Source organism: Anaerovibrio sp. (genome assembly GCF_024697385.1).
Lineage (GTDB): Bacteria > Bacillota > Negativicutes > Selenomonadales > Selenomonadaceae > Anaerovibrio.
The window spans coordinates 1-24,708 of record NZ_JAILFV010000006.1; the positions used below are offsets into that span (position 1 = coordinate 1).

General features: G+C 45.2%; 25 protein-coding genes and 1 pseudogene. 23 read left to right on the forward strand and 3 right to left on the reverse strand.

Annotated elements, in window-relative coordinates; translation table 11 throughout:
* Positions 1-224 precede the first annotated feature (224 nt).
* Positions 225-596 (forward strand): hypothetical protein, encoded by a 372-nt coding sequence (locus K6C05_RS00230; protein ID WP_296730226.1) that lies wholly within the window; start codon positions 225-227, stop codon positions 594-596.
* 324 nt (positions 597-920) lie between these two features.
* A complete protein-coding gene (locus K6C05_RS00235; protein WP_296730228.1) occupies positions 921-3,074 on the forward strand; it encodes a response regulator in 2,154 nt (717 codons plus the stop codon).
* Positions 3,075-3,166: 92 nt separating this feature from the next.
* Here K6C05_RS00235 and K6C05_RS00240 read toward each other — a convergent pair whose 3' ends face one another.
* The 3 genes from K6C05_RS00240 to K6C05_RS00250 are packed head-to-tail and all read right to left on the reverse strand — an operon-like array spanning position 3,167 to position 4,563.
* The gene (locus tag K6C05_RS00240; protein WP_296730229.1) at positions 3,167-3,343 is read right to left on the reverse strand and encodes a type II toxin-antitoxin system Phd/YefM family antitoxin; all 177 of its coding nucleotides are present in this window, start codon (positions 3,341-3,343) and stop codon (positions 3,167-3,169) included.
* A gap of 20 nt (positions 3,344-3,363) precedes the next feature.
* On the reverse strand, positions 3,364-3,594 hold the full coding sequence (locus K6C05_RS00245; RefSeq protein ID WP_296730230.1) for a hypothetical protein: 231 nt from the start codon (positions 3,592-3,594) through the stop codon (positions 3,364-3,366).
* Positions 3,595-3,609: 15 nt separating this feature from the next.
* A complete protein-coding gene (locus K6C05_RS00250; protein WP_296730232.1) occupies positions 3,610-4,563 on the reverse strand; it encodes a magnesium transporter CorA family protein in 954 nt (317 codons plus the stop codon).
* A gap of 415 nt (positions 4,564-4,978) precedes the next feature.
* Here K6C05_RS00250 and K6C05_RS00255 point away from each other — a divergent pair, with 415 nt between their 5' ends.
* The 21 genes and pseudogenes from K6C05_RS00255 to K6C05_RS00355 all read left to right on the forward strand — a co-directional run bounded on the left by K6C05_RS00255 (position 4,979) and on the right by K6C05_RS00355 (position 24,693).
* Complete coding sequence (locus K6C05_RS00255) at positions 4,979-5,689, forward strand: TVP38/TMEM64 family protein (RefSeq protein ID WP_296730234.1); 711 nt, start codon at positions 4,979-4,981, stop codon at positions 5,687-5,689.
* A gap of 20 nt (positions 5,690-5,709) precedes the next feature.
* Positions 5,710-6,846, forward strand: a complete 1,137-nt coding sequence (locus K6C05_RS00260) for an acyltransferase family protein (RefSeq protein WP_296730236.1) — start codon at positions 5,710-5,712, stop codon at positions 6,844-6,846.
* A 381-nt stretch (positions 6,847-7,227) separates the two neighbouring features.
* Positions 7,228-7,488, forward strand: a complete 261-nt coding sequence (locus K6C05_RS00265; RefSeq protein WP_296730300.1) for a DUF4321 domain-containing protein — start codon at positions 7,228-7,230, stop codon at positions 7,486-7,488.
* A 10-nt stretch (positions 7,489-7,498) separates the two neighbouring features.
* Complete coding sequence (locus K6C05_RS00270; RefSeq protein WP_296730237.1) at positions 7,499-8,086, forward strand: Maf family protein; 588 nt, start codon at positions 7,499-7,501, stop codon at positions 8,084-8,086.
* Complete coding sequence (gene radC, locus K6C05_RS00275) at positions 8,058-8,744, forward strand: DNA repair protein RadC (protein ID WP_296730239.1); 687 nt, start codon at positions 8,058-8,060, stop codon at positions 8,742-8,744. Before K6C05_RS00270 ends, radC begins: the two co-directional genes overlap by 29 nt.
* 129 nt (positions 8,745-8,873) lie before the next feature.
* Positions 8,874-9,911 (forward strand): rod shape-determining protein, encoded by a 1,038-nt coding sequence (locus K6C05_RS00280; RefSeq protein WP_296730240.1) that lies wholly within the window; start codon positions 8,874-8,876, stop codon positions 9,909-9,911.
* A gap of 1 nt (position 9,912) precedes the next feature.
* On the forward strand, positions 9,913-10,845 hold the full coding sequence (mreC, locus tag K6C05_RS00285) for a rod shape-determining protein MreC (RefSeq protein ID WP_296730242.1): 933 nt from the start codon (positions 9,913-9,915) through the stop codon (positions 10,843-10,845).
* Positions 10,845-11,336, forward strand: coding sequence for a rod shape-determining protein MreD (gene mreD, locus K6C05_RS00290; RefSeq protein ID WP_296730243.1), 492 nt, complete (start codon positions 10,845-10,847; stop codon positions 11,334-11,336). Before mreC ends, mreD begins: the two co-directional genes overlap by 1 nt.
* A 115-nt stretch (positions 11,337-11,451) precedes the next feature.
* Entirely contained in the window at positions 11,452-13,389 is a 1,938-nt protein-coding gene (mrdA, locus tag K6C05_RS00295; RefSeq protein ID WP_296730245.1) for a penicillin-binding protein 2, read from the forward strand.
* A gap of 48 nt (positions 13,390-13,437) precedes the next feature.
* On the forward strand, positions 13,438-14,076 hold the full coding sequence (gene minC, locus K6C05_RS00300) for a septum site-determining protein MinC (protein WP_296730247.1): 639 nt from the start codon (positions 13,438-13,440) through the stop codon (positions 14,074-14,076).
* Positions 14,077-14,086: 10 nt separating this feature from the next.
* The gene (minD, locus tag K6C05_RS00305) at positions 14,087-14,890 is read left to right on the forward strand and encodes a septum site-determining protein MinD (RefSeq protein WP_296730248.1); all 804 of its coding nucleotides are present in this window, start codon (positions 14,087-14,089) and stop codon (positions 14,888-14,890) included.
* The gene (minE, locus tag K6C05_RS00310; RefSeq protein ID WP_296730250.1) at positions 14,891-15,151 is read left to right on the forward strand and encodes a cell division topological specificity factor MinE; all 261 of its coding nucleotides are present in this window, start codon (positions 14,891-14,893) and stop codon (positions 15,149-15,151) included. It begins immediately after the preceding gene.
* Between the two features lie 423 nt (positions 15,152-15,574).
* Positions 15,575-16,687, forward strand: coding sequence for a rod shape-determining protein RodA (gene rodA, locus K6C05_RS00315; RefSeq protein ID WP_296730301.1), 1,113 nt, complete (start codon positions 15,575-15,577; stop codon positions 16,685-16,687).
* A 125-nt stretch (positions 16,688-16,812) separates the two neighbouring features.
* Positions 16,813-19,378: pseudogene (locus K6C05_RS00320) on the forward strand (TIGR03960 family B12-binding radical SAM protein).
* A gap of 36 nt (positions 19,379-19,414) precedes the next feature.
* The gene (locus tag K6C05_RS00325) at positions 19,415-20,848 is read left to right on the forward strand and encodes an Rne/Rng family ribonuclease (RefSeq protein WP_296730252.1); all 1,434 of its coding nucleotides are present in this window, start codon (positions 19,415-19,417) and stop codon (positions 20,846-20,848) included.
* A gap of 155 nt (positions 20,849-21,003) precedes the next feature.
* Entirely contained in the window at positions 21,004-21,720 is a 717-nt protein-coding gene (rpsB, locus tag K6C05_RS00330) for a 30S ribosomal protein S2 (protein WP_296730254.1), read from the forward strand.
* A gap of 304 nt (positions 21,721-22,024) precedes the next feature.
* On the forward strand, positions 22,025-22,897 hold the full coding sequence (gene tsf, locus K6C05_RS00335) for a translation elongation factor Ts (RefSeq protein WP_296730256.1): 873 nt from the start codon (positions 22,025-22,027) through the stop codon (positions 22,895-22,897).
* Between the two features lie 120 nt (positions 22,898-23,017).
* Positions 23,018-23,749, forward strand: a complete 732-nt coding sequence (gene pyrH / locus K6C05_RS00340) for a UMP kinase (RefSeq protein WP_296730258.1) — start codon at positions 23,018-23,020, stop codon at positions 23,747-23,749.
* A gap of 3 nt (positions 23,750-23,752) precedes the next feature.
* Positions 23,753-24,310 (forward strand): ribosome recycling factor, encoded by a 558-nt coding sequence (gene frr, locus K6C05_RS00345; protein ID WP_296730259.1) that lies wholly within the window; start codon positions 23,753-23,755, stop codon positions 24,308-24,310.
* Between the two features lies 1 nt (position 24,311).
* The gene (locus K6C05_RS00350) at positions 24,312-24,539 is read left to right on the forward strand and encodes an aliphatic sulfonate ABC transporter (protein WP_296730260.1); all 228 of its coding nucleotides are present in this window, start codon (positions 24,312-24,314) and stop codon (positions 24,537-24,539) included.
* Positions 24,523-24,693: a 4Fe-4S binding protein gene (locus tag K6C05_RS00355; RefSeq protein WP_296730262.1), complete on the forward strand. Its 171-nt coding sequence runs from the start codon at positions 24,523-24,525 to the stop codon at positions 24,691-24,693. Before K6C05_RS00350 ends, K6C05_RS00355 begins: the two co-directional genes overlap by 17 nt.
* The last annotated feature ends 15 nt before the right edge of the window (positions 24,694-24,708 follow it).

Below are 24,708 nucleotides of genomic sequence, written 5' to 3' on the forward strand. Positions count from 1 at the left end.
ACGCCATTGTTCAAATTTTTCTTCTTTAGAAGAAAAATCTTCCAATTAGCGTTTCAACGAGCTGGGAGATATGCTCGCCAGCTGTTGTAGTTTGTTTTCCCCCACCTAAAGAGGAAGGGGGACATCTTAAAGCTCGTTATATTATTTCAATTTATCACTTCCACTGAAAGGGTCGAATTTTATTTAGAAAGCGAGTGGTTTCCTTGTACACATATTTAAAGGAAATGAAGTTGGATGAAGAGCTGCTCCCCTTTGCAAGTATTTCTGATGCTGTGAGAGATAGTTATGATGTTAGATCAATAGGGAATGCAGTGCCTAAGAGTTTCTTGCGTCGATTGATTACGATTTTCGAGGATGAGGCGGGATTGGTGTATTATGCGCAGAAACCGGACAGCATATATATGATTAACAGGGTTTTTGGTTGCAGGGAAAAAGTTCTTAAGGTTTTTGAAAAGCTGGATAAGGTCCTTGAGGACAACCCGGCTGTTATTGTAACCATAGAGGAAAACGAATATATTATGAGCCGAACCATGCCAAAGCGCATTTCTATACCCAGGGATCATATGAAACACCTTGATATCAGTGAACTCATATAAATAATCAGCATAGTGTGCTATTCTGTTAAATTAAGTTGATTATTGATACTTTTTGTTCCCGGCAGAATACAATGACCCCAGTTCCGGTGGTTATTGTGTCCTGCCGGGAACAGTGCTATTATGAGGGGATTGTGTGACAGGACCCTGAATAAGTGGTGCAGGTTGTATGGATGATGGAAGGAAAACAATGCTTTCCCTCCACGAAATATCATTTTCCCGGAATGAAGTTTTTTGAATTGTACCACAATTATTCTTGACTATCTTTAAGGTTTTTAAGAAAATAGAGTAAAGTATTAGTTTTTTGTAGGAGGAGGAAATATCTATATGAGTATTCAGGAAAATGTATCGGCTCTTGATACTTGTATAAAAGAATATTTATGGTGTCTGACTGATGGAAAATGCAAGGCAGGGGAGCACATGCAGGAGCTTGTTACGGCTCTTCGTGAGTATGTGGGCTGCAGCTTTGCTTTTTTGCTGACAAAAGATGTCTCCAGTGATGTCTATACCTTTTCAGCTTATAGCTCGGAGATTGAGGATATAGATTTCAGTGGTGCAGAATTCCCTATTGGGCAGCATGAGGCTGAAACACTGTCAAAGCTACTTGACCATGCTTCCCTGGGAGTAGACAGATTATCCTTTTTGGGGGATGAATTTGCCAATCCGATACTGTATTATGGAATGGTTCAGAATGGAGAGGTATGGGCGCTGGCTGGGGTTATGGATTTTGACAATCAGCAGCACCAGTGGAAGGACAATGAAAGAAATGCTGTTGCCAGGGTAGGCCGGGCTCTGGAACTGACAATTGGGCAGGACTATCTCCTTTTGGTCAACAAAAAGCACACTCGTTGTATGGATGAGCAATTAAAAAACGAAGTTGAGCAGCGAAATTTATTGGAGGCATCACTCCTTGAGGCTGAGAAGACCAATAAGGCCAGACAGCAGTTTTTGATAAAGATGTCCCATGATATCCGTATTCCAATGAATGCGGTCATCGGTTTTGCCGGATTGGCCAGTTCGCATGTTCAGGAATATGATCGGGTCAGGGATTATCTGAACAAAATCACTGATTCGGGAAAGCACATGCTTCGTCTGTTCAATGAGGTACTTGATATTACCAATATTGAGGAAGGCCGGGCCCAATTGGATGAGCTGCCTAATTCCCTTCCGGATATCATACATGAGGTGTTTAATGCAGTTAGGGGCATAGCCAAGGCAAAGCAGATCAAACTTGTTATGGAAACTGTTGATGTGGTTCATGAACAGATTTTTTGTGATCGGTTGCGTTTCAATCAGGTTTTGCTGAACCTGGTGTCCAATGCGGTTAAATATACTGATAATGGAGGCAGTGTTGATGTTACCATTATCGAGAAAAAATCAAATCGGGCTGAGTATGCCTACTTTGAGTTCCGGGTGAAGGATAACGGTATTGGTATGAGTCCAAGCTTTGTGGCTCATATTTTTGACCCATTTGAAAAGGATGAAAACACCATCAAGAATGTTTTGCAGGGTACCGGTCTCAGCATGGCCATTACCAAAAACATCATTGATCTGATGCAGGGTGATATTGTCATTAACAGCACTCAGGGCGTTGGGACTGAAATAATTGTGGATGTTGGCCTTAGAATACAGCAGGGAATGCATATGAAGCACAGTGATGCTGTATTACCTGTAATCAATGGCAAAAAGGTCCTGGTGTTGGATAATTCCCTTGCTACCTGCAACAGCCTGGTGGCAATATTGGAAAGATTCGGGTGTGTGGCAGAGTGGACATTATCCCCAAATGAAGCGGTGCATTGGGCAAAGATGGCTGCAGACAAGGATGCGACATATGATGCTTACTTTATTGGATGGCGCATGTCTGAAGTGAATGGCGTGGAAATAGCACGGCAGCTCCGTCAGTTTGTAGCTGCCAAGGTTCCGATATTTCTTATTGTTGATGAGGATTATGCAGATATCGAAATGGATGCCCGTGAGGCAGGGGTTTCGGAGTTCATTATGAAACCGCTGTTTTCTTCCGATGTTAAGGCCATGGTATCCCGTCTGATGGAGGAAACCGCTGATTCACAGGATGGAGGTTCATCCCTGCATGATGATTTTATCGGCAGACGCATTTTGCTGGCTGAGGATAATAAGATGAATCAGGAAATTGCTGTCACCATTCTTGAGGACGCCGGATTTTTTGTGGAAGTGGCTGAAAATGGTGAAGTAGCGGTGGATAAGGTAATCAATCATTCCAGAGGACATTATGATTTGATTCTCATGGATATAAAGATGCCGGTGATGGATGGCTATGAGGCTACCAGGCGTATCCGTGCCATGTCTGAAAAGGGCAAGAAGGATGTACCGATAATTGCCATGACAGCAGATGCATTTTTTGAGGACAGGCAGTTGGCCCTGCAATGTGGTATGAACGAGCATATTGCCAAGCCGGTGGATGTTGACAGGCTGTTTGGTGTGCTCAAGTCTATTATCAGCTAGAATTTAATTGGGTAAAAATGATTTAATATCAAAAACAGGCTGTGCAAAAAGTATGGGAGTAATCCGTGAATACTTTTTACACAGCCTGTTTCTTACCTCTTTGATGACTGATAAATTTTTTTATTCATTTCGTTATATGTATCCATTGACATGACTACAATGTTTTTGTCATTGGCACGCTGGACAAATATTACTTCCTGTTCATCCTGTGCCCTGTCAGCATATATGGTGAATTCCTTTAAAAATTCAGATGATGAAGCTGCAATCATATTTTTGTACCTCTCTTTCGTTAACAGGAGGTTTTGCCCAGCAGTGGATGTACTGTTGGCTTCAGGCTACGCAGCTGTATCATTCGGATGGCAGCTGCCATATCCAGGTCATCCCTGGTACTGTCATACTCGTATACACACATGGGTGATTCGATGCCCAGCTCGCTTGCCGGCATGTAGATATATTCTGCGGTATTATTGTCACCAAAGATTATCCCGGCCTTTAATTGTGATTCGGTCATTGTTGCCATGGCATTCTCCTTATATCAGAACATATCACTTTTCCAGAGCAGCAGTCCGCAAATTCCCACCAGCAGTCCGGCAATGCCAAATATATAGCTGAAGGCCCAATCATTTTCTGCCATTGGCACCGGTACATTCATTCCGAAAAAACTGGATATAACAGTCGGTATGGCCAGTAGTATGGTGATTGCTGCCAGGAATTTCATGACCTGGTTCAGGTTATTGGAAATGATGGATGAAAAGGTATCGGCAAGGCGTGCAAGAATCTTGCTGTACATTTCCACCATTTCCTTGGCCTGCTTGTTTTCTATGATAACATCCTCCAGCAGGTCCTCGTCTTCCTCGTAATACTTCAGCATGGGACGCATGGTAGTATTTGTGCGCAGGCGCATTAGCTTGTCAAGCACGGCACCGTTGGAACGCAGGGAAGCATTGAAGAATGTCAGGGATTTTTGCAGCTCCAGCAGCTTCAGGATTTCCTTGTTCTTCATCGAGTGACGGAGCTTTCGTTCTATTTCATCTGATTGCTTGCTGATCTGTCTCAGGTAACTGAGGTAAAAGGTAGCAGAGCGGTACAGTATCTGGAACAAAAAGCGTGTCTTCTTGAAGGTCCGAAAGAACCGTGCATGCTTTTCATTGAAATAGGACAGGACCGGTGTGTCCTCCAAACATACTGTGATAATATAATCCTCGGTCATAATGATCGCCAGTGGCAGTGTATCATAACCGCCTTCTTCCCTGATGATTGGGACATTGGTCAGGATCATGACACTGTTGTCTTCGATATCAATATGGGAGCGCTCCTCATCATCAAGTGCAGAACGGAGAAAATCAGGTTCAACCTCGGTAAGGTTGCTCACAACCTTCAGCTCATATGGTGTAGGATCGACGATGTTTATCCAGGCACCATTTTCCAGGGCCTTCAGACTCAATTCTGCCAGCGGTCCATTCTCATGGGATTTTAAAATTTTGAGCATAATGGTACTCCTTTCGCTAAAAGGAGACCATAATACTTTATCTTGTCATGTAAAGGCAGGAAAAAAGCGGTACGGTCTCCATATTCTTTTTGGGGTTATCCGGGGTTTCCGGGCTAGGATAGTCCGTATCCATTTTTCCTCACCAGCTTTTCATAAAAAATTTAGACTTGTGGTGTATATTTTTACTACAAGACCATTAAAATATTACTACCAGGTGCGCCTTTCGTCAATGCTTTTATCCTATGTTCAGCGGCTAATTCAATTAAATTTTCAGTGGCAGTAAAAACTCCCACTGAAAAGGGCCGTCATCATTTTTTGGGGAGCCTGGGCCGGGGCGGTGGAGTTTTTCCTTTGGGGTGACTATTTTTTGTTGTAGTGATATAATCTCTTGTATTAGTGGTTTAGGGGGCATGACATGCAAAAAAAGAAATCTGCAGCTATGATTAAAATTGGGGCAGTGGCGGTAATGATGCTGCTGTTTTTGATTATATACATGATGAATCCTGCATTCTTCAATGAACTGTGGGAGGTCTGTCTTAGCGGGGATATGGAATTGGTGGCAGCCTACATTAATTCTTTTGGGCCCTGGGCCATGCTGTTCAGTTTCCTGCTGGTGCTGTGTGTAAATGCCATTGGATTTCCGCCGGCCATTATTTTTTCGTCGGCAAACGCCCTGATTTTCGGTATCGTGCCGGGAATAATCCTTTCCTGGATTGCTGAAACGGTTGGGGTGACCATCAGCTTTCTGCTGTTGCGGTTTCTGTTTCGTGAGGCAGCAGAGGAAGCAATTGCCAAAAATTCATATCTGAAGCAGATTGATGATGTCAGTGGACGGGACGGTTTCAAGGTAATGCTTATAGCCCGTCTGGTGCCTTATCTGCCTTCCGGAGTGCTCAATGCCGTAGGTGCCCTGAGTAAAATGAGCCTCAAGGCTTATGTCCTGGCAGCTCTTATTGGTAAGCTGCCTTCCACGGCTATTGAGGCCATGATTGGACATGACGCTGTCACGGCCAGTGAAAACCCGTATAGGCTTGTGTTCAATATTTTATTGGCAGTGGCAGTAGTGGGAGCATTTTTCATCTATGAAAAGCATAACAAGAAAAACAAAAAACAGGAAGATGTATAAATGTGGAGGAGTATTAAGCTATGTCGTTTTCAGCAGCCGCTAAAAGATTGTTCTTTTTGGATAATTTGAAGGCCTTTATTGTTTGTTTGATGATAATATTTCATGGTGCCATGGCCTATATGGCTTATGGGCCTGCAGGCTGGTATGTGTCAGATCCTGCTGAGCCCCAGATGTCCTTGACGATTTTTATCATATGGGCTGATGCCTTTATCGTACCCATAATGTTTTTTGTGGCCGGATATTTCGCCATCAATTCCCTGTCTGTACACAGCAGTGGGGAATTTTGGAAATCAAAGCTGGTGCGTATATTTATTCCCTGGGTTTTGGGGGTACTGCTGCTGGCGCCATTGATTACCTATAGTACATTCGTTTCCAGGGATATAGCTATTCCTTACATGGAATTTTGGGGCAGGATGTTTTTCTTCGGGCCGATATTTTCACATGTGCACTATTGGTTTTTGGGAACATTGTTTTATCTTTATGTAATTCTGTTTGTTGCCGTAAAATTCAAATCATCCTTAAAGGAGAGGTTGACTCCTGTGGTGCCTGGCCGCTTGCAGTTTGGCATTACAGCGGTGCTGTCCTATTGCCTTACGGCCGGGGTCTGCCTGCTTACCGGTGGATATGTTGATTCGTGGTATACGGTATGGCCTGTGTTTGTTTTCCAGCCTACCAGATTGACATTTTATATAATATATTTCTTTCTGGGTGTGTATGCCTGGAAACGCCAGTGGTTTTCCGCGAAAAATCAGGGGCTGGATTCCACGATATGGCTCCCGGCATTCGTGGTGTTCTCTGTTGTTTATGTGGCCTATTCACTTTTTGGGGCGACCATTGTCAGGTCCCAGACCAGTTTTTTGCTGGTAAAAATGGCCCTGCAGAGCCTTTATACCATGACAGCCGTATTTGGTCTTTTGGCAATATTCCGCTCCAGGATGAATTATACCAATGCTTTCCTCACCGCCTTAAGTTCCGGCTCCTATGCCATGTATTATGTTCATCTGGGGATTGTCATACTGCTTAATATGTGGTTGCTGCAGATGGCCTGGCCGACTTACCTTAAGTTTGCCATTGTCGGTGGAGGGGGCCTGATTATATCCTATATAGTGGGCAGAATTTTTATGTTATTGCCATTTTTCTCTCCGGGGAAAAGGTAAAAAGGGTGATTGGCGCCGCTATCGTCCTTTATGTCCGCTATTTCCATGAATTGATATTATGGAAGCAAAAAGTTTAGCCATGTTATTCTGCATGGTAATTAAACCGTGATACCGAGGTGAGCCTGACCGGAAAGGTCAGGCCCTTTTAGCGTAAGAAAACAGGGTTTTTCAACTGCTTTGGGCTGCTTCCAGGGAAGAAATAACGGGGTGCTGATTTTAACAGGCGGTGAGCATATCTCTAGTCTCGTGCGACGCAAGGCCAGTGGTCTTGGGGAAAATACTAATTTGGAAGATTTTTCTTCTGGGGGAAGAAAAATTTGAACAATTGCGTTATAATATTGTAGTGTAGATTTTTAAGATGGAGGTTTTTTTGTGAGTGTAATGAGCAGAAGTTATGGCACATTGATTGTGTTTGTGATAATTGGTGCAGTTCTGGGAGGTATATTGGGAGACCTGCTCAGTGGGTTTGATGCCTTTTCGGGTGTGATGCCGTACCTGGTTCATACCTATCCGGTTCTTGACATTGCACCGGCTGTATTGAATCTTTATGTTATCAAGCTGACAGTTGGCTTTTCCTTTACGCCCAATCTCATGAGTATTTTGGGCATGGTCATAGCCATCATACTGTTCCGCCGATATTAAGGGGGGGCAAATGATAATTTTGGCCTCGGCTTCTCCCCGTAGGAGGGAGCTGCTTACACAGATAGGGTGTAAATTCAAGGTTATTACAAGTCACGCCGATGAATTGTCTGCTGAGGGACTTTCCCCCGGCGAATTGGTAGTAAAAAATGCGCATTTAAAGGCTGCGGCTGTGGCTGCTGAGCATGGGGAATACCCTGTGCTGGGTGCGGACACAGTTGTAAGTCTTGATGGACATATATATGGTAAGCCTCAGGATGAGGAGCATGCCAGGGATATGCTTACAAGGTTTTCCGGCAGGACACATCAGGTTACAACCGGTGTGGTGTTTGCCTGGAAAAATAATTTCTGGCAGGCATGGGAGACGACAGAGGTTGTTTTTTCTCCTTTATCCGCAGATCAGATTGATGAGTATATAGCCACCGGTGAACCGGTCGACAAAGCCGGTGCCTACGCCATACAAGGCAGGGCGGCTGTATTTATTGACGGAATCAGAGGTTCTTACTCCAATGTCGTAGGCTTGCCGCTCCATTGTCTTGATGGTCTTGCCCGGAAAGCGGGGATTGATTTGTATGACAATGGTGAAGGATCTTCCAGTTGATGACCGTCCCCGGGAAAGGCTGATTGCCCATGGCCCGGGAATACTCAGCAACGCTGAGCTTCTGGCAATTTTGCTGGGAAGTGGATCCAAGGAAAAGTCGGCAATGCAGCTGGCTCAGGAATTATTGAGTCAGCACCGTGAAAGCGGGGTTTCGGCCCTGGCCTCAATGAGTGCCGAGGAGCTGACAGCCCATAGGGGAATAGGTAATGCAAAAGCTGCATTACTTCTGGCTGCAGTCGAGTTGGGAAAAAGACTCGAACAACATACTGCAGTACAGAGACCTGTTGTGCGCTGTCCCGCAGATGCAGCGGATTATGCTATGCCACGGCTGCGTTACCAGCAGCGTGAGCATTTTGCAGTCATACTGTTGAATATCAAGCATCATATTTTGTCCATGCCTATTATATCCATTGGAAGCCTGACGGCATCTGTGGCACATCCGCGTGAGGTGTTCAAGGCCGCCGTGCAGAATTCAGCCGCAGCTGTTATACTGGTGCACAATCACCCCAGTGGTGATCCATCCCCCAGCAAGGAGGATATCAGTGTGACACAGCAGATGGTAAGGGCTGGAAAGCTGATGGATATACCTGTTTTGGATCATATTGTACTTGGGGATAATAAATATATTTCCCTTAAAGAGGAAGGTATGATACAATGACATGTGGTCTAAATAATTTTAGACCTACTTTTGGTTTTGTTTTATGGCACTGTACCCTGCAAGGAGCAGTGCCCCAAAAGGCAAAAATAATGTTTAAGCATTTTGCAATATTGAAGGGAGTATTAGTTTATGTGGAGTTTATTTGGTGGATTATCCCACGATATGGGTATTGATTTGGGTACTGCAAACACTTTGGTACATGTTAAGGGCAAGGGTATTGTGTTGCGTGAACCATCTGTTGTTGCCATAAAAAGTGAAAATGGTGAAGTCCTGGCGGTAGGTGATGATGCAAAGCGCATGATCGGCCGTACTCCGGGCAGCATTATTGCTATCCGTCCTATGAAGGATGGTGTTATAGCAGATTTTGATGTTACCCAGGCAATGCTGAAGTATTTCATCCGCAAGGCCATGAATGCAAAATCATTTGTTCGTCCAAGGGTCGTTGTGGGGGTTCCATCAGGTGTCACTGAGGTTGAAAAGAGAGCAGTTATTGACGCTGCTCAGCAGGCAGGTGCCCGCGAAGCATATCTTATTGAGGAGCCTATGGCCGCAGCTATTGGTGCTGGTCTTCCGGTTGAGGAGGCTACCGGTTCCATGGTGGTAGATATCGGCGGTGGTACTACTGAAATAGCAGTTATTTCCCTGGGTGGTATTGTTACCAGCTGTTCAATCCGTATTGGCGGAGATGAGATGGATTCATCCATCATCCAGTATATTAAGCGGGAATACAATCTGATGATTGGTGAGCGTACTGCTGAGGAAATCAAGATCAGCATAGGTTCTGCCATTGTTAATGTTGAAAATGAAAAAACCATGGATATCCGTGGCCGTGACCTTGTAAGTGGTCTGCCAAAGACACTTAATATCAAGGCCAGTGAAATCCGTGATGCTCTTAGTGAACCTGTATACAAGATCATAGATGCTGTTAAGAGCACTTTGGAAAAGACTCCACCTGAGCTGGCAGCTGATGTAATGGATCATGGCATAATGATGACAGGTGGCGGCTCCCTGCTCAGCAATCTCGATAAGCTGCTGAGCAATGAGACAGGTATGCCTGTATTGGTTTCCGAGGATGCATTATCCTGTGTAGGTGAAGGTACCGGGCGTTCCCTGGAAAACATTGAATTGTTGAAGCGGGTTGTTATGACTACAAAGAAGTTGAGATAATATGAGCAAAATTCGACAGAATCATGATTCGCGCAAGGCAAATTGGGTATTGGCTGCTGTTGCTGTCGGTGTATTTCTGTTAATTTTTCTGGCAGCCAGAGGCACATTAAACCCTGTTCTTACCAATTCGACTGTTATATCTGCATTGGCTCCCTTTCAGCGGGCTATTTCCTGGGTAGAGGCCAAGGTAAATGGTGCTGCTACTTTCGTGTGGGATGTTACCATGGTATATTATCAGAATAATGAGCTGCGGGAAGAGGTTTTGGCCCTTAGACAGCAAAATCTTCAGGCTGAGGAATATGTGGCTGAGAATATCCGCCTGCGTGAAATGCTTCATTATAAGCAGTCTGCCGTTCAGTTTGATTTGCTTCCGGCGAAGGTTATTGGCCGTGAGTCAGCAACCTGGACCAGTGTAATCAGTGTAAACAGGGGTACCTCTGATGGTGTAGCTGTAAATATGCCTGTTATAACTGAAAAAGGTCTTGTGGGTGTTGTTACTGAGGTTACACCGAATGCTGCCCAGGTACAGCTGCTGTTGGATTCCCGTTTTTCAGTGGGAACGCTGGTACAGCGGTCTGAATCCAGGGTCGCAGGTATAGTACAGGGTAATCCCAGTGATGCCATGCTGCCACAGATGATTAATATTCCAAGAAATTCTGATATTGTTGAAGGAGATACCATTGTTACCTCAGGCTTTGGAGGTGTCTTCCCCAAGGGGCTGATGGTTGGCTCCGTGGCCTCCATCAAAAATGATAACGGTGGATTGCTCGATATAGCATATTTATATACATCAGTGGATTTCCAGCGGTTGGAGGATGTTATGATAATAACTGCTTCAAGGGAAGCCCCGCCACAGCCGTTGATACCGCCTGAGCAGACTCCGGGAACTGAGACTGATAAGGCCGGAAATCCAATAAATGAGGGTGGAAAATAATGAAAAAATTTCTGGCCTGGCTATTATTTGTTATTTTGGTATATGCGTTCCAATCCTCATTCATGCCTTTATTCTATTTTCATGGAATCGGGCCGGATCTTCTGTTGCTCGTGACAGGCTCTGTGGGCTTTTTGACAGACCGAAATAAAGGCTGTTTTGCCGGATTTTTGTTTGGCCTGTTTGAGGATCTGGCATCAGGTACATTTTTGGGAATAAATACCTTTACCAAGATGATTATAGGCTATGTATGTGGAATTTTTTCCAAAAGGGTTCTTAATGACAGCTTTGGTCTGCCGGTAGTCGCTTCAGTTCTGAATACTGTTTTTAGCTTTATCGTCATTGAGATTATTATGCTTTTGCTGGGATACAGCTTTGATTGGCTGGCACATTTTCAATTCAAGCTAGCACCCCTTATCTGTTATAATTTGGTTTTTGCATGGCCGGTTCACTGTATTGTCAGATGGATGTGGAATAAAACATCTGATATGTAATGTAAAGCGATATGTTAATGGGACCGGAATAACATGGGGAAACAGGCAGCAACAATTTATTTGATTTATCCGGGGCACTGGATGGTGCCTTCCGTTGTAGTGGGAGTTTTTTCTGGTGAATACGAATGATATAGAGTTTGGTGGGCGCCTAAAGGTAATCGGTATTATAATAATACTGATTATTACGGTGCTTATTGGCCGTATGGGGTATTTGCAGATATATAAAGGCGAATATTATTCTCATCTGGCAGATGGTAACAGAATACGCATTGTGCCTGCAGTAGCTCCCCGGGGAAATTTCTATGACCGGAACGGAGTGCTGCTGGTCACCAACAGACCGGGCTTTGCTGTTTCTTTGCTTCCATTGACGGAGCCGATTTCAGACGATGTAATCAATCGACTTTCATTGTTATTAAAGGTATCCAGAGATGATATAAAAAAGAAGATTGACAGTCATGTGGGATTTGATCCCATAAGAATAAAAACTGGCATAGGTCCTGAAATTTACAGTATTATCGCTGAACAAAAGGATTTGTATCCTGGAGTTGTAATCGAAGTACTGCCAATTCGTGAGTATGTTTTTAAAGAGCAGGCAGTACATGTTTTTGGGTATGTCAGTGAAATAAACGATGAGGAGCTGGAGGCCAAAAAGGATTCGGCCCATAAGTATAAAATGGGTGATATCATAGGTAAGGCAGGCCTTGAGCGCGTTTATGATGTGGAACTCCGTGGCAAGGATGGCGGAGAGCAGGTAGAGGTTGATGTTACCGGCAAGCCGGTGGATGTTTTGGGAAAGAAATATCCTGTGCCGGGGTGTGATCTTGTCCTTACACTGGATAAGGATATTCAGGCTGCCGCTGAAAAGGCAGTGGATGAGCAGCTGGTGGCAGTCGGGGCCAAGGCGGCGGCTGTTGTGGTAATGAATCCACAGACCGGTGAAGTGTTGGCCATGGTCAGCCGTCCTTCCTTTGATCCAAATCTGTTTGTAGGTGGAATATCCTCAAAAAATTGGAATGTCATCAATAATAATCCAAATCATCCTATGGACAACAAGGCGATTACCGGTGAATATCCTCCGGGGTCGACCTTCAAGATAGTAACTGGTACAGCTGCTCTGGCGGAGCATGTTGTAACCCCTGAGGAAAAGATTTATGATTCCGGTAAGCACTGGATTGTAGATAAGGGCAACGCAGACGGTGAAGCCTTGGGCTATATTAATTTTGAGGAAGCCATGGCTCATTCCGATAATGTATATTTTTACGAAATGGGCAACCGCCTGGGAATTGACAGGCTGGAAAAATATTCCAGGATGTTTGGCCTTGGGAAGCCTACCGGCATCAACCTGTTGTTTGAGGCCGAGGGCATAGTGGCATCCCAGTCCTATAAGAGGAAGGTCTTTGATGATGACTGGTATTTGGCAGAGACATTCGATGCTGCCATAGGCCAGGGATTTAATTCAGTTACCCCGATACAGGCTGCAATGGTTATGGGGCAGATTGCCGCAGATGGCCAAAGGTTTAAGCCTTATCTGGTAAATAAGATTATTGACCAGGATGGCAAGGTGGTAAAGCAATTCAAACCGGAAAAGGTTGGTGAGCTGGATGTGCCGCTTGAATACATCAGGCTGGTACAAAAGGGATTAAAGGGAGTTACCAAGTTTGGAACAGCTGCATCAGCTTTCTATAATTATCCTGTTGATATAGCAGGTAAGACAGGTACAGCTGAGAATCCTCATGGTCGTGACCATGGCTGGTTTGTTGCCTATGGTCCCTTTAATAACCCTAATATAGTGGTTGCTGTTATTGTTGAGCAGGGTGGTTATGGTTCGGCCTCCGCTGTGCCAATAGGCAGGAAGATACTGGATGCAGCCTTCCATCTCACGGATCCGTCAAAGGATAAGAAAGCTCCTTCGGTGAAGAATCAGGTCAATGGGCAGCAAGATAACAAATCCGATAAGAACAATTCCAAGGAAAAGTCTCCGGCACAGCCTGCTGTGGTGAATAATGCACCTGTGCCAGGAAAGGAAAATGATACAGATGGACTGAAAAGATAAACGAATGCTGATTCTAGAATAAATTTATGGCAGATAGGTGGGGAGAGCATGAGCAAGGATTTAATAACAATAAAAGGTGGTAAGGATGGCTTTCGCCTGTTGGTTGACAGCTCTGCCAGCATGGAACAGATTGAAGCTGAAATTAAAAAGAAGTTGGAGGCCAATCCGGGATTTTTTCCTGAAGGTACTAAATTCGAGCTGGAAGTGGCCGATCTGGATCGTTCCGTGAAAAAGGGAATCGATCAGCTGTTGAGTCAACACGGACTAGGTATTGAAAAGTCCGGGAAAAAAGCTCAACCCAGATATACCGGGGCGCGGGAGAATCATCCAAGACCTGTTGCCCAGGAGCAGCCCGTCGTTCAGGAAATGATGGTAATCAATCATACAATCCGTGGTGGCGAAGAAATATCCAGCAAAAGTTCAGTGCTTATTTGCGGTAATGTTAATCCCGGAGCACAGATTATTGCCGGTGGAAGTATTGATATCCGTGGCACCTGTCGTGGTACAGTCCATGCCGGTGCGTGGGGTGATACCAATGCTGTGATAATAGCTGATAGGCTCATGCCTACTCAGATTCGCATAGCAAACCTTATTGCCCGGTCCCCGGACAATATGGAAAAAAATGATTTTGCTGAGCGGGCATACATTAAAGATGGAAAAATTATAATTGAACCAATAGAAAGGTAGGATTGTTTAGATGAGTGAGGTTATTGTTGTTACTTCCGGTAAGGGTGGTGTAGGCAAGTCCACAACTACGGCAAATCTTGGTGTTGGCTTGGCGATGCGTGGTCAGAAGGTAGTATTGATCGATACAGATACAGGCCTTAGAAATCTTGATTTGCTTCTGGGACTTGAAAACCGGATTATGTACGACCTGGTAGATGTAATTGAAGGCCGTGTGGAAATCAGAAAGGCACTGGTTCGTCATAAGAAGTATGAAAATCTTCAGCTATTGCCTACTTCCCAGGTAAAGGATAAATCAGCTGTAAATCCTGCGGACCTGATGGCACTTTGCGATGAGTTGCGCAAGGAATATGATTATGTAATCATTGATTGCCCGGCAGGTATTGAGCAGGGCTTTAAGACAGCAATTGCCGGTGCGGACACAGCGATTGTTGTTACCATGCCTGAAGTATCGGCAGTAAGGGATGCTGATAAGATAATCGGTGAGCTGGGACGCTCCGAAAAAGACAATATCAAGCTGATTATCAACAGAATCCGTCCAGCCATGGTCAGCAGCGGTGAAATGATGGATATGGATGATATCAATGACATATTGGCAATTAAGTGTATCGGTCAGGTTCCTGATGATATCAAGGTTGTTACATCAGCAAACCGCGGTGAGCCGGTAGTTGGGGACAATGATTCCGAGGCCGGCAGGGCATACGCCAATATTGTTGGTCGCATTATGGGTGAGGATATTCCTTTTTTGGAATTTGAAAAGCAGGGCTTTTTCACCAAATTGAAAAAGGCTTTTGGAATTTTAGGGGGGGAGAAATAGATGCTAGGTTCATTGATGCAGATTTTCAGGTCAGAGAAATCCGGCAAGGTAGCAAAGAAAAGACTACAGATGGTACTTATCCAGGATAGGGCCAATGTTTCTCCAGAAGTTATGGCACAGCTTCGTGACGACATTATTCAGGTTATTTCAAAATATATGGTTATTGATAAAACCGATATGGAAATATCCCTGGAGAATGTGGATGATTCTGTAGCACTTGTTGCCAATATTCCAGTACAAAATATGAAACACCACAAATAATCATAACGAGATATAGCAGCCTCCTTCTCCCTGCAGGTCGGCAAACAAATCATGACGGGGAGCATTCCCCATGTTTCATGGGCTTAAAAAGCTGGTAGTCTTGTTCAGATGCCAATGGGAAATTTTCTTCCGGAGAAGAAGGACCTGAACAATGGGGGCATGGATTATCTGTAGTGAAACGAAAAAGAGGAGCTGGCTCAGGCTGGTTCCTCATTTTTTTTTGAATCGATATTGTTCTTTGTTTTGGTTCATGATACTATGTATTAGTTATTATGAGGTTAAAGCTGTAGCTTGTCTTTGCAGGCTGGGCAAAAAGACCATAACAGGCAGGGGGCATATGCACCCTTTTATGGTATGCAAAGCCGGCTCCCCCGGTAAAACTTCATCATAATTGTACTGGAATACAAATCCTTGGAGGGTCTGATTTTGTTTATAAATAAAAAGCTGAGGAAAGTGGATGTTGCACTGGTTGTGTCAGTAACAGCAATTATTATTATGAGCCTTATTACCATAGGAAGTGCAACTCATATAAATACACCATCAGATGACAGATATTGGTTTTTGCAGCGCCAGGGAATTTTTACCCTGATAAATGTGGGGATGATTATATTCTTCATGAATTTTGACTATAAAATGCTGCAAATATATGGAAAAAAAATATATATATTCAATTTAATCATGCTGCTGGCCGTCATGTTTCTGGGGCAGTCGGCTTTGGGGGCACAGCGCTGGATTCAGCTTGGGCCGATATCCCTGCAGCCGTCAGAGTTTTCCAAGATAATGATGATAATATGTATGGCGTCAGTGTTCCAGGACAAGATCGGCAAGCTGAATACCTTTTCCGATTTACTTCCCCTGCTGGGGTATGTAGGTCTTCCTTTTTTACTGGTGTTAAAACAGCCTGATTTGGGAACATCACTGGTATTTATTGCTATTTTCCTTGGGATGATATTTGCCTGCGGCGTAAATCTTAAACTGCTGTTCTGGATGTTTTCCGCAGCGGTTGCCTGTGCGCCTCTGCTATGGATGTTTGTCCTGAAGGAATACCAAAAAATGCGCATCATGGTATTTATTGATCCAAATGTAGATCCACTGGGGTCGGGGTATCATATCATCCAATCCAAGATAGCAATAGGATCGGGAATGTTATTTGGCAAGGGCCTGTTTTCCGGAACCCAGAGTCAGCTGAACTTCCTTCCGGAAAATCATACGGATTTTATATTTGCAGTAGTCGGTGAAGAGCTTGGCTTTATCGGTACCACATTTTTGCTATTGATGTACCTGATTCTTATGTGGCGTGGAATCAAGATTGCCCAGCAGGCCCAGGACACCTTTGGCATGCTGTTGGCTGTGGGCATTACCTCCATGCTGGCCTTCCATGTACTGGTTAATGTGGGAATGACAGCGGGAATCATGCCAGTTACCGGTATTCCGCTGCCTTTTATGAGTTATGGTGTCAGTGCTCTTACGACGAATATGTTGTCGGTGGCAATACTGCTTAATATTTATCTGCGGAACCAAAAATTACAATTTTAGACTGGACCGGTGCAGCCGGACCGGTCAATGATTGTGCCATTTCTTTGGATGGTAAATGGGCTGGCTTATACAGCCCATTTTTATTCTTTATTTTCAATCGTGTCTATATAAAGGGAGTTTGAGCAATGGTAAAATTAGAACCTGAAATCCTGCAGGCGGTAGAGAAGCCTGCCCGTTATACAGGTCATGAGCTGAATGCTGTGCATAAAAACTGGGATGAAGTCAGGTGTCATTTTGCCCTGGCCATGGCTGATACCTATGAGGTCGGCATGTCCAACCTGGGCCTGAAAATCCTGTATGAGGTGCTGAATAACCGTGAGGATACCTTATGCGAACGGGTATATGCGCCCTGGACAGATATGGAAGCCATCATGCGTCAACGGGATATTCCCCTGTTTTCCCTGGAGAGCTTCAGGGAGATAAACAGCTTTGATTTTTTAGGATTTACCCTTCAGTACGAAATGATATATTCCAATGTCCTTAATATGCTGGATTTGGCAGGGATTCCGATTTGGGCTGAGGAACGCAGTGACAGAGATACCTTTGTGGTGGGTGGTGGCCCTACCGTATATAACACCGAGCCTATTTGTGATTTTTTTGATTTCTTTATATTAGGCGAAGGCGAGGAGGTTATTTCAGAAGTAGCGGCTGCCTTTGTGGCATGGGATAAAAACAGCCGCCCCGGTGGCAGAAAGGGGTTCCTGCGTGAGGTCGCAAAGCTGGAAGGCATATATGTTCCTTCCTTTTACAAGGTATCCTATGATGAGGCAGGAGGCTTCAAGTCCATTGAGCCTACAGAGCCTGAGGCAAGAGAGAAAATATACAAAAGGGTGGTAAAGGATCTGGACAAGGTGCATTTTGTGGAGAAACCTGTGATGCCGTATATTGGAATTGTCCATGACCGCATTATGCTTGAGCTTTTCAGGGGCTGTACCAGAGGCTGTAGATTTTGCCAGGCTGGAACATCCTATCGCCCTGTCAGGGAAAGAAGCAGGGAATATCTGCGTGAGCTGGCCCGTAAGCTGGTGGATTCCAGCGGATATAATGAAATGTCCCTGACCTCCCTGAGCTCGGCAGATTATTCCTGCCTTGGTGAGCTGGTGGATGATCTCTTTGCTGATTTTGAAGGGGAGAAGGTCAGCTTTTCCCTGCCATCATTGCGGATAGACAGCTTCTCCATAGATCTGGCTCACAAGATGCAGCAGGTCAGGAAAAGCGGACTTACCTTTGCTCCGGAGGCCGGTACCCAGCGTCTTCGTGATGTAATCAACAAGGGTGTCACCGAGGAGAATCTGATGACTGCAGTTGAGGCAGCCTTTAAGCAGGGTTGGAAGCAGGTAAAGCTGTATTTCATGATGGGACTGCCAACTGAAACAGATGAGGATATCATAGGGATTGCAGAACTGGCAGAAAAGGTAGCCCGTAAATACAAGGAAGTCACAGGTAAATGGGGAGTGACCATCACAATCAGTGTATCCTGTTTCGTTCCAAAGCCACATACACCTTTCCAGTGGTTTGGTCAGCTCCCTAAAGCTGAATTTGAGCGACGCCAAAGGCTGCTGAAGGAAAACATCAGGGAAAGGGCTGTAAAATTTCACTATCATGATGCCCGTGTCAGTGTCCTGGAAGGGGCGATATCACGGGGAGACCGCCGTTTGAGCAAGGTGATTTTCCAGGCCTGGAAGGATGGGGCCAAATTTGATGGCTGGACTGACCTTTTTAAGGAGGATGTATGGCATGAGGCCTTTGAAAAATGTGGCATTTCCATGAAGGAATACAATGAGCGCCAGCGCAGTCTGGATGAGCCTTTGCCCTGGGAGCATACCACACCTGGTGTCAGTCGGGAGTTCCTTCGCCGGGAATATGACAAGGCTATGGCTGCCCGGCTTACTGAAGACTGCCGCCGCGGCAAATGCTCCGGTTGCGGGGTTTGTCCATCCCTGAATGTGAGTATCAGGGATTGGAAAAGGGATGAGGTGAGGATTGATGTATAAGTACAGGGCACAGCTGACAAAGGGTGATGAAATAAGATATATTTCACATCTTGATTATGCCGGGGTCATGGAACGGGCCATACGCCGGGCGAAGCTACCGGCTGCCTACACAGAGGGCTTCAACCCGCATCTGAAAATGTCTTTTGCATCACCCCTTTCTCTTGGTGTAACCAGTGATGCCGAATATATGGATTTTGAACTGACCAAACCATTGTGCCAGCCTGAGGTTTTTGATAAACTCAGCAGCGCCCTGCCACCGGGAATCAGGCTTCTGAAACTGAAGCCGGTGAAGGAGCCAAAAGCCTGTCAGGGAAAAAAACACAAGGCCCTTATGGCAGAAGTGGAGCAGGGGATATATGAAATACTGCTTCCCCTTCTTGGTGACTGGGATAAGGCCGTCAATGCAGTGAAGAGCTATAATACAGCTTCCGAGGTTAATTATCATAGGGTAACGCCCAAAAAGACCAGGGATATAGAGGTCAAGCAATACATGGTTGAACCTGTGGCACTTTCCATGTCAGGAGATTTACTGAAGCTCACAATGAAAATAGCCATCACTCAGTCGGGAAGCATAAAACCCGCAGAAATCCTGGAAATTCTTGTGAAAACATATGGTTTGCCCGGTGATATGGGCAAGGCCCTGATTAACCGCAGCATGCTACTGGGACAGGGCAAGCCCCTTATTGACCTGGTGTAACGAGGGCCGATATTTTTTTGAGAGGAGGAAAGGTCTGTGAAAACCATATATATTAATGTCATGCCGGAAGAGACCAGGATGGCCGTAACCGAAGATGGAGAACTTACCGGTCTTGAGCTGGAAAGGGCAAATCATGCCCATCTGGTAGGAAACATATATAAGGGACAGGTCCAAAATGTTTTAAAGGGCATGCAGGCCGCCTTTATTGATATCGGACAAAGTAAAAACTCCTTCCTATATATAGGCAACGGGAAGGTAGCCACTGCAGCCAAGGCAAATGCACCCCGGGAAAACATAACTGTGGGACAGAACATCATAGTACAGATAATCAAGGATGAGGTGGGGAGCAAGGGCCCCAGGGCAACCATGCACCTGTCAATTCCTGGACGGCATGTTGTCCTGATGCCCAATTCGGCCTATATAGGAATTTCACACCGTATTGAGGACCAGGATGAGAGAAACCGCCTGCGGGATATTGTGGCCGGGGCCTGTCCTGAGGGAATGGGAATAATAATACGGACTGCAGCTGTGGGGCAACCTGCCGAAAGCCTGATAAATGATATACGATATCTCTCCAGGGTGTGGGAGGAAATATCTGCCAAGGCAAAAAGGGCAGAAACCAGTTCACTTCTTTATCGGGATGCCGATCTGGTCATACGCATTGTCCGTGATTATTTCACGGCTGATGTTGGCAAAATGATTATTGACGACCAGAGGGTTTTTAATCGTGTAAGAGACCTGGTGCAGTCGATATCCCCTGATTCCGTGGATAAAATAGAGCTGTATACCGGTGCCAATCTCTTTGATGCCTACGGTATATCCGAAAGCGTATCAGGGCTCAACAGCCGGGTAGTACAGCTGAAATCCGGTGGCTTCCTGGTCATTGACAAAACCGAGGCCATGACGGTGATAGATGTCAACACCGGCAGCTTTGTGGGGGATCTTAATCTTGCCGATACGGTATACAAGCTGAACATCGAAGCGGCAGACGAAATCATGAAGCAGCTGAGGCTCCGCGATATTGGCGGAATAATACTCGTTGATTTTATAGACATGGAAGACCCGGCCCACAATGATGAATTGTTGGAGCGTCTTCGTCAAAAGGCGGTGCTGGATAGGTCAAAAACCAAGGTGGTGGACATGACACCTTTGGGGCTGGTGGAAATTACCCGCCGTAAATCCCGCAAGAACCTGGAAAGCCTGCTGTATTGCCAGTGTCCATCCTGTGAGGGCTCCGGACGGGTCCTGTCACCTGAGGCAATTGCCATAAAGGTGTGCCGCGATATACGGCGGGTGGAAGTAAAAAAACATGCCCAGGAGGGTTACCTTTTACAGCTCAATCCCCAGGCTGCCAACGAGATAAGAGCCATGGACAGCTTTAGAAATTTAAGGCGGGAATTTGGTCTGGAGATTGATATCAGGTCATCCCGTGATGTTGTGCCGGGATGCTATATCCTGACACAAAAATAAGGTAAAAACAGGTTGCATTATTACAATGCATATGATAAACTATCAAACGGTGTAATAAACAAAACGCACGCTGGAGGACGATTGCCCTGTGCCCTGAATATGGGTGGCGCAGTCGGATGAGGCTGGCGGAGGAAAAAAACAGGAGGTGCACCATTATGTCAGTTGTTTCAATGAAACAGTTATTAGAAGCTGGTGTTCACTTTGGACATCAGACCAGAAGATGGAACCCTAAGATGGCCAAGTACATCTTCACCGAGCGCAATGGTATTTATATCATTGATCTTCAGAAGACCGTTAAAAAGGCTGAAGAGGCTTACAATTTTGTCCGCAGCGTTGCTGAGGAAGGCAAGTCAGTTCTGTTTGTTGGTACCAAGAAACAGGCTCAGGAGGCTATCAAGGAAGAGGCCATTAAGGCTGATATGTTCTATGTCAACGAGCGTTGGCTGGGCGGTATGATGACCAACTTCAAGACCATTCAGGCCCGTGTTGAGAGACTTAAGGAGCTCGAGACCATGGCAGAGGATGGTACCTTTGATGTTCTCACCAAGAAGGAAGTTCAGGGTTTGAGACATGAAATGGAGAAGCTGGAGAAGTATCTTGGTGGTATCAAGGAAATGAAAGAGCTTCCAGGTGCTTTGTTTATCGTTGATCCACGCAAGGAAAGAATCGCTGTGGCTGAGGCTCACAAGCTGAACATTCCTATCGTTGCTATTATCGATACCAACTGTGATCCTGATGAGATTGATTATCCAATTCCTGGTAATGATGACGCTATCCGTGCAGTGAAATTGCTTACCGGCAAGATTGCTGACGCTGTTATCGAAGGTCGTCAGGGACAGGCTGCTGAGGCTCCAGCAGAGGAAGCTGAATAAAGAGAAACCTAAACAGGGGTAAGGGGATATCCCTTACCCCTGTTTTTTACGGCAATATCAGATAAAAGCTGCCAACAGGCGAGGTTTTATCATGGCGTTATAACGAGCTTAAGATGTCCCCTTCCTCTTAAGGTGGGGGGAATCAATCTTTAACAGCTGGTGAGCATATCTCCCAGCTCGTTGAAGCGCTAACTGGAAGATTTTTCTTTTTTCAAAAGAAAAATGTGAACAATGGCGTTATAAGGACCGGGATGATCCGTGTCCGGCATTTGATTTTAATTTATTGTTTGGGAGGAAATTAATAATGGCACAGATTACTGCTGCATTAGTAAAAGAGCTGCGTGAACTTACCGGCGCCGGTATGATGGATTGCAAGAAAGCTCTTGTTGAGTGTGATGGCGATAAGGACAAGGCTATAGATTATCTTCGTGAAAAGGGAATTTCCAAGGCAGCCAAGAAGGCCGGCCGTATTGCATCAGAGGGCGTTGTTGCTTCTGCTTATGATCAGGCCACCAACACAGCATGCCTGGTAGAGGTTAATTCTGAGACTGACTTCGTTGCCAAGAATGATAACTTCAAGGATCTGGTAAAGAAGATTGCCAATCATATTATTGCTACCAAACCTGCTGATTTGGATGCATTGAATGCTTCCATGCTGGACGGCAAGACCGTAGCTGATGTTATGACCGAGGCTGTAGCCTCCATTGGTGAGAAGCTGTCCCTGCGCCGCTTCGTGGTATATACCTCTGAGCACAAGCTGGCTACTTACATTCATATGGGTGGTAAGATCGGTGTAGTAGTAGAGCTGACTGGTGGCAGTGATGAGCTGGCACAGGATGTTGCCCTGCAGATTACTGCACAGAAGCCTACCAGCATTGACCGCAGCGGTGTAGACCCTGAGGCTCTTGCACATGAGCGTTCTGTATTGCGTGCACAGGCTCTGGAAGAGGGTAAGCCTGAGGCAATCGTTGACAAGATGGTTGATGGCCGTATCAACAAGTATTATAAGGAAGTTTGCCTGGTTGAGCAGGAATTCTTCAAGTCTTCAGAGCACGAGACTATTCAGGATATTCTCGGCAGTGAGAAGGTTCTTCGTTTTACCCGTTTTGAGATGGGTGAAGGCCTTGAAAAGAAAAATGAGGATTTTGCAGCTGAGGTTGCAGCTCAGATGAAATAATGTGAATATATTTCTAGTTGAAAAGGGACTGTATGATGCGGTCCCTTTTCTTACAAACGAACAAGGATTATTTTGATAGTTGTCGAAAATAACTAGAGGTAATCTGTGTAAATCTTAAATATGGAGGTTGTTGCAGTGGGAAAATACAAACGCGTTGTATTAAAGCTTAGTGGAGAATCTTTGGCAGGCGAACAGGGCTTTGGTATTAATCCTGTAGTGGTTGAGGCTATCGGCAAGCAGATTAAGCGTGTGCATGAAGCCGGCATTGATGTAGCTATCGTAGTAGGTGGTGGAAATATTTGGAGGGGACTGGCTGGCAGTGCCAAGGGCATGGATCGTGCCCAGGCTGATTACATGGGCATGTTGGCTACAGTTATCAACTCCCTGGCTATCCAGGATGCCCTGGAGCAGCAGGATGTTCCATCCCGTGTCCAGAGTGCTATTGAAATGCGTCAGGTGGCTGAGCCTTATATCCGTCGCAAGGCTATTCGTCACATGGAAAAGGGACGCGTTGTTATTTTTGGTGCTGGTACAGGTAACCCGTATTTTTCAACTGATACTACAGCAGCCCTTAGGGCAGCTGAGATCGAGGCGGATGTTATCCTCATGGGTAAAAAAGGTACTGAGGGTATTTATGACAAGGATCCAAATACCAATGACGATGCTGTTAAATTTGAGCAGATAAGCTATTCTGAAATCCTGCTCCGCCGTCTTTCTGTAATGGATTCCACAGCAACCAGCCTTTGCATGGATAACGACATACCTCTGGTTGTGTTCAAGATTGATGATTATGAGAATATTTATAGGGCGGCTGTCGGTGAAAATATCGGCACCACAGTAGGAGGTAAATAATTTATGGTTAATGATATTATAGCTTCCAATGAAGAGCGTCTTAATAAGTCTATTGATGCGCTCAAGAGAGAATTTGGCTCACTGCGTGCCGGTCGTGCCACACCTTCCCTGCTGGATAAGGTAATGGTGGATTATTACGGGACTCCTACACCTGTGAATCAGGTAGCCAAGGTTTCTGTTCCGGAGCCACGCATGATTATGATTCAGCCATGGGAAAAATCCATTCTCCATGAAATCGAAAAGGCAATAATGAAATCGGAGCTGGGACTTTCTCCAAATTCTGATGGTACTGCAATCCGTCTTTCCATTCCACAGCTTACCCAGGAACGCCGCAAGGAGCTGGTTAAATCAGTAAACAAGAAGGGTGAGGAAGCAAAGGTGGCCATAAGAAACATCCGCCGGGATGCGAATGAAGCCATCAAGAAGCTGGAAAAAGACAAGGAAATCACTGAGGATGAGGCCAAGAAGGGCTTGGAGAAATTCCAGAAGGTTGTCGATGGCTTTATCAAGAATGTTGATACCCTGAAGGAAGCAAAAGAAAAAGAAATAATGGAAGTCTGATATGGAGCTTGATGTTGTTGGCAGACCATGGGATTTGGCTAAAACCTTGCTTAATAATGCTAATATAAGGTATAATGTATCAGTAACCCATCCAACGAAAGATTTTTTTCCGCTTGATACTGATCAATATTATGTAATCAGGCAGAGAAGGTTAGATGATGGTACATTTGATATTAGACTGGCAGCTCGACTGCTTAAGGAGGTGGCTTGTAATGGCTTACAAGATTGAAGAAGGGTGCATTTCTTGCGGTACTTGTGCAGGTACTTGTCCTGTAGAGGCAATTTCCGAAGGTGATGGCAAGTATGAAATCAATCCGGATGTTTGCGTTGAGTGTGGTGCTTGTGCAGCAGGTTGCCCTGTAGGTGCTATTGTAGCTCCTTGATGAGACATACATCAG

Coding starts and splice junctions, on each gene's coding strand:
- frr (WP_296730259.1), top strand. CDS start 23,753: ATGGTTAATGATATTATAGCTTCCAATGAAGAGCGTCTTAATAAGTCT.
- mreD (WP_296730243.1), top strand. CDS start 10,845: ATGAAAAAATTTCTGGCCTGGCTATTATTTGTTATTTTGGTATATGCG.
- K6C05_RS00255 (WP_296730234.1), top strand. CDS start 4,979: ATGCAAAAAAAGAAATCTGCAGCTATGATTAAAATTGGGGCAGTGGCG.
- pyrH (WP_296730258.1), top strand. CDS start 23,018: ATGGAGGTTGTTGCAGTGGGAAAATACAAACGCGTTGTATTAAAGCTT.
- K6C05_RS00350 (WP_296730260.1), top strand. CDS start 24,312: ATGGAGCTTGATGTTGTTGGCAGACCATGGGATTTGGCTAAAACCTTG.
- K6C05_RS00265 (WP_296730300.1), top strand. CDS start 7,228: ATGAGCAGAAGTTATGGCACATTGATTGTGTTTGTGATAATTGGTGCA.
- K6C05_RS00355 (WP_296730262.1), top strand. CDS start 24,523: ATGGCTTACAAGATTGAAGAAGGGTGCATTTCTTGCGGTACTTGTGCA.
- tsf (WP_296730256.1), top strand. CDS start 22,025: ATGGCACAGATTACTGCTGCATTAGTAAAAGAGCTGCGTGAACTTACC.
- K6C05_RS00240 (WP_296730229.1), bottom strand. CDS start 3,343: ATGATTGCAGCTTCATCATCTGAATTTTTAAAGGAATTCACCATATAT.
- radC (WP_296730239.1), top strand. CDS start 8,058: ATGACAATGGTGAAGGATCTTCCAGTTGATGACCGTCCCCGGGAAAGG.
- K6C05_RS00250 (WP_296730232.1), bottom strand. CDS start 4,563: ATGCTCAAAATTTTAAAATCCCATGAGAATGGACCGCTGGCAGAATTG.
- minD (WP_296730248.1), top strand. CDS start 14,087: ATGAGTGAGGTTATTGTTGTTACTTCCGGTAAGGGTGGTGTAGGCAAG.
- K6C05_RS00230 (WP_296730226.1), top strand. CDS start 225: ATGAAGTTGGATGAAGAGCTGCTCCCCTTTGCAAGTATTTCTGATGCT.
- rpsB (WP_296730254.1), top strand. CDS start 21,004: ATGTCAGTTGTTTCAATGAAACAGTTATTAGAAGCTGGTGTTCACTTT.
- minE (WP_296730250.1), top strand. CDS start 14,891: ATGCTAGGTTCATTGATGCAGATTTTCAGGTCAGAGAAATCCGGCAAG.
- K6C05_RS00280 (WP_296730240.1), top strand. CDS start 8,874: ATGTGGAGTTTATTTGGTGGATTATCCCACGATATGGGTATTGATTTG.
- K6C05_RS00270 (WP_296730237.1), top strand. CDS start 7,499: ATGATAATTTTGGCCTCGGCTTCTCCCCGTAGGAGGGAGCTGCTTACA.
- minC (WP_296730247.1), top strand. CDS start 13,438: ATGAGCAAGGATTTAATAACAATAAAAGGTGGTAAGGATGGCTTTCGC.
- K6C05_RS00235 (WP_296730228.1), top strand. CDS start 921: ATGAGTATTCAGGAAAATGTATCGGCTCTTGATACTTGTATAAAAGAA.
- K6C05_RS00245 (WP_296730230.1), bottom strand. CDS start 3,594: ATGGCAACAATGACCGAATCACAATTAAAGGCCGGGATAATCTTTGGT.
- K6C05_RS00260 (WP_296730236.1), top strand. CDS start 5,710: ATGTCGTTTTCAGCAGCCGCTAAAAGATTGTTCTTTTTGGATAATTTG.
- mreC (WP_296730242.1), top strand. CDS start 9,913: ATGAGCAAAATTCGACAGAATCATGATTCGCGCAAGGCAAATTGGGTA.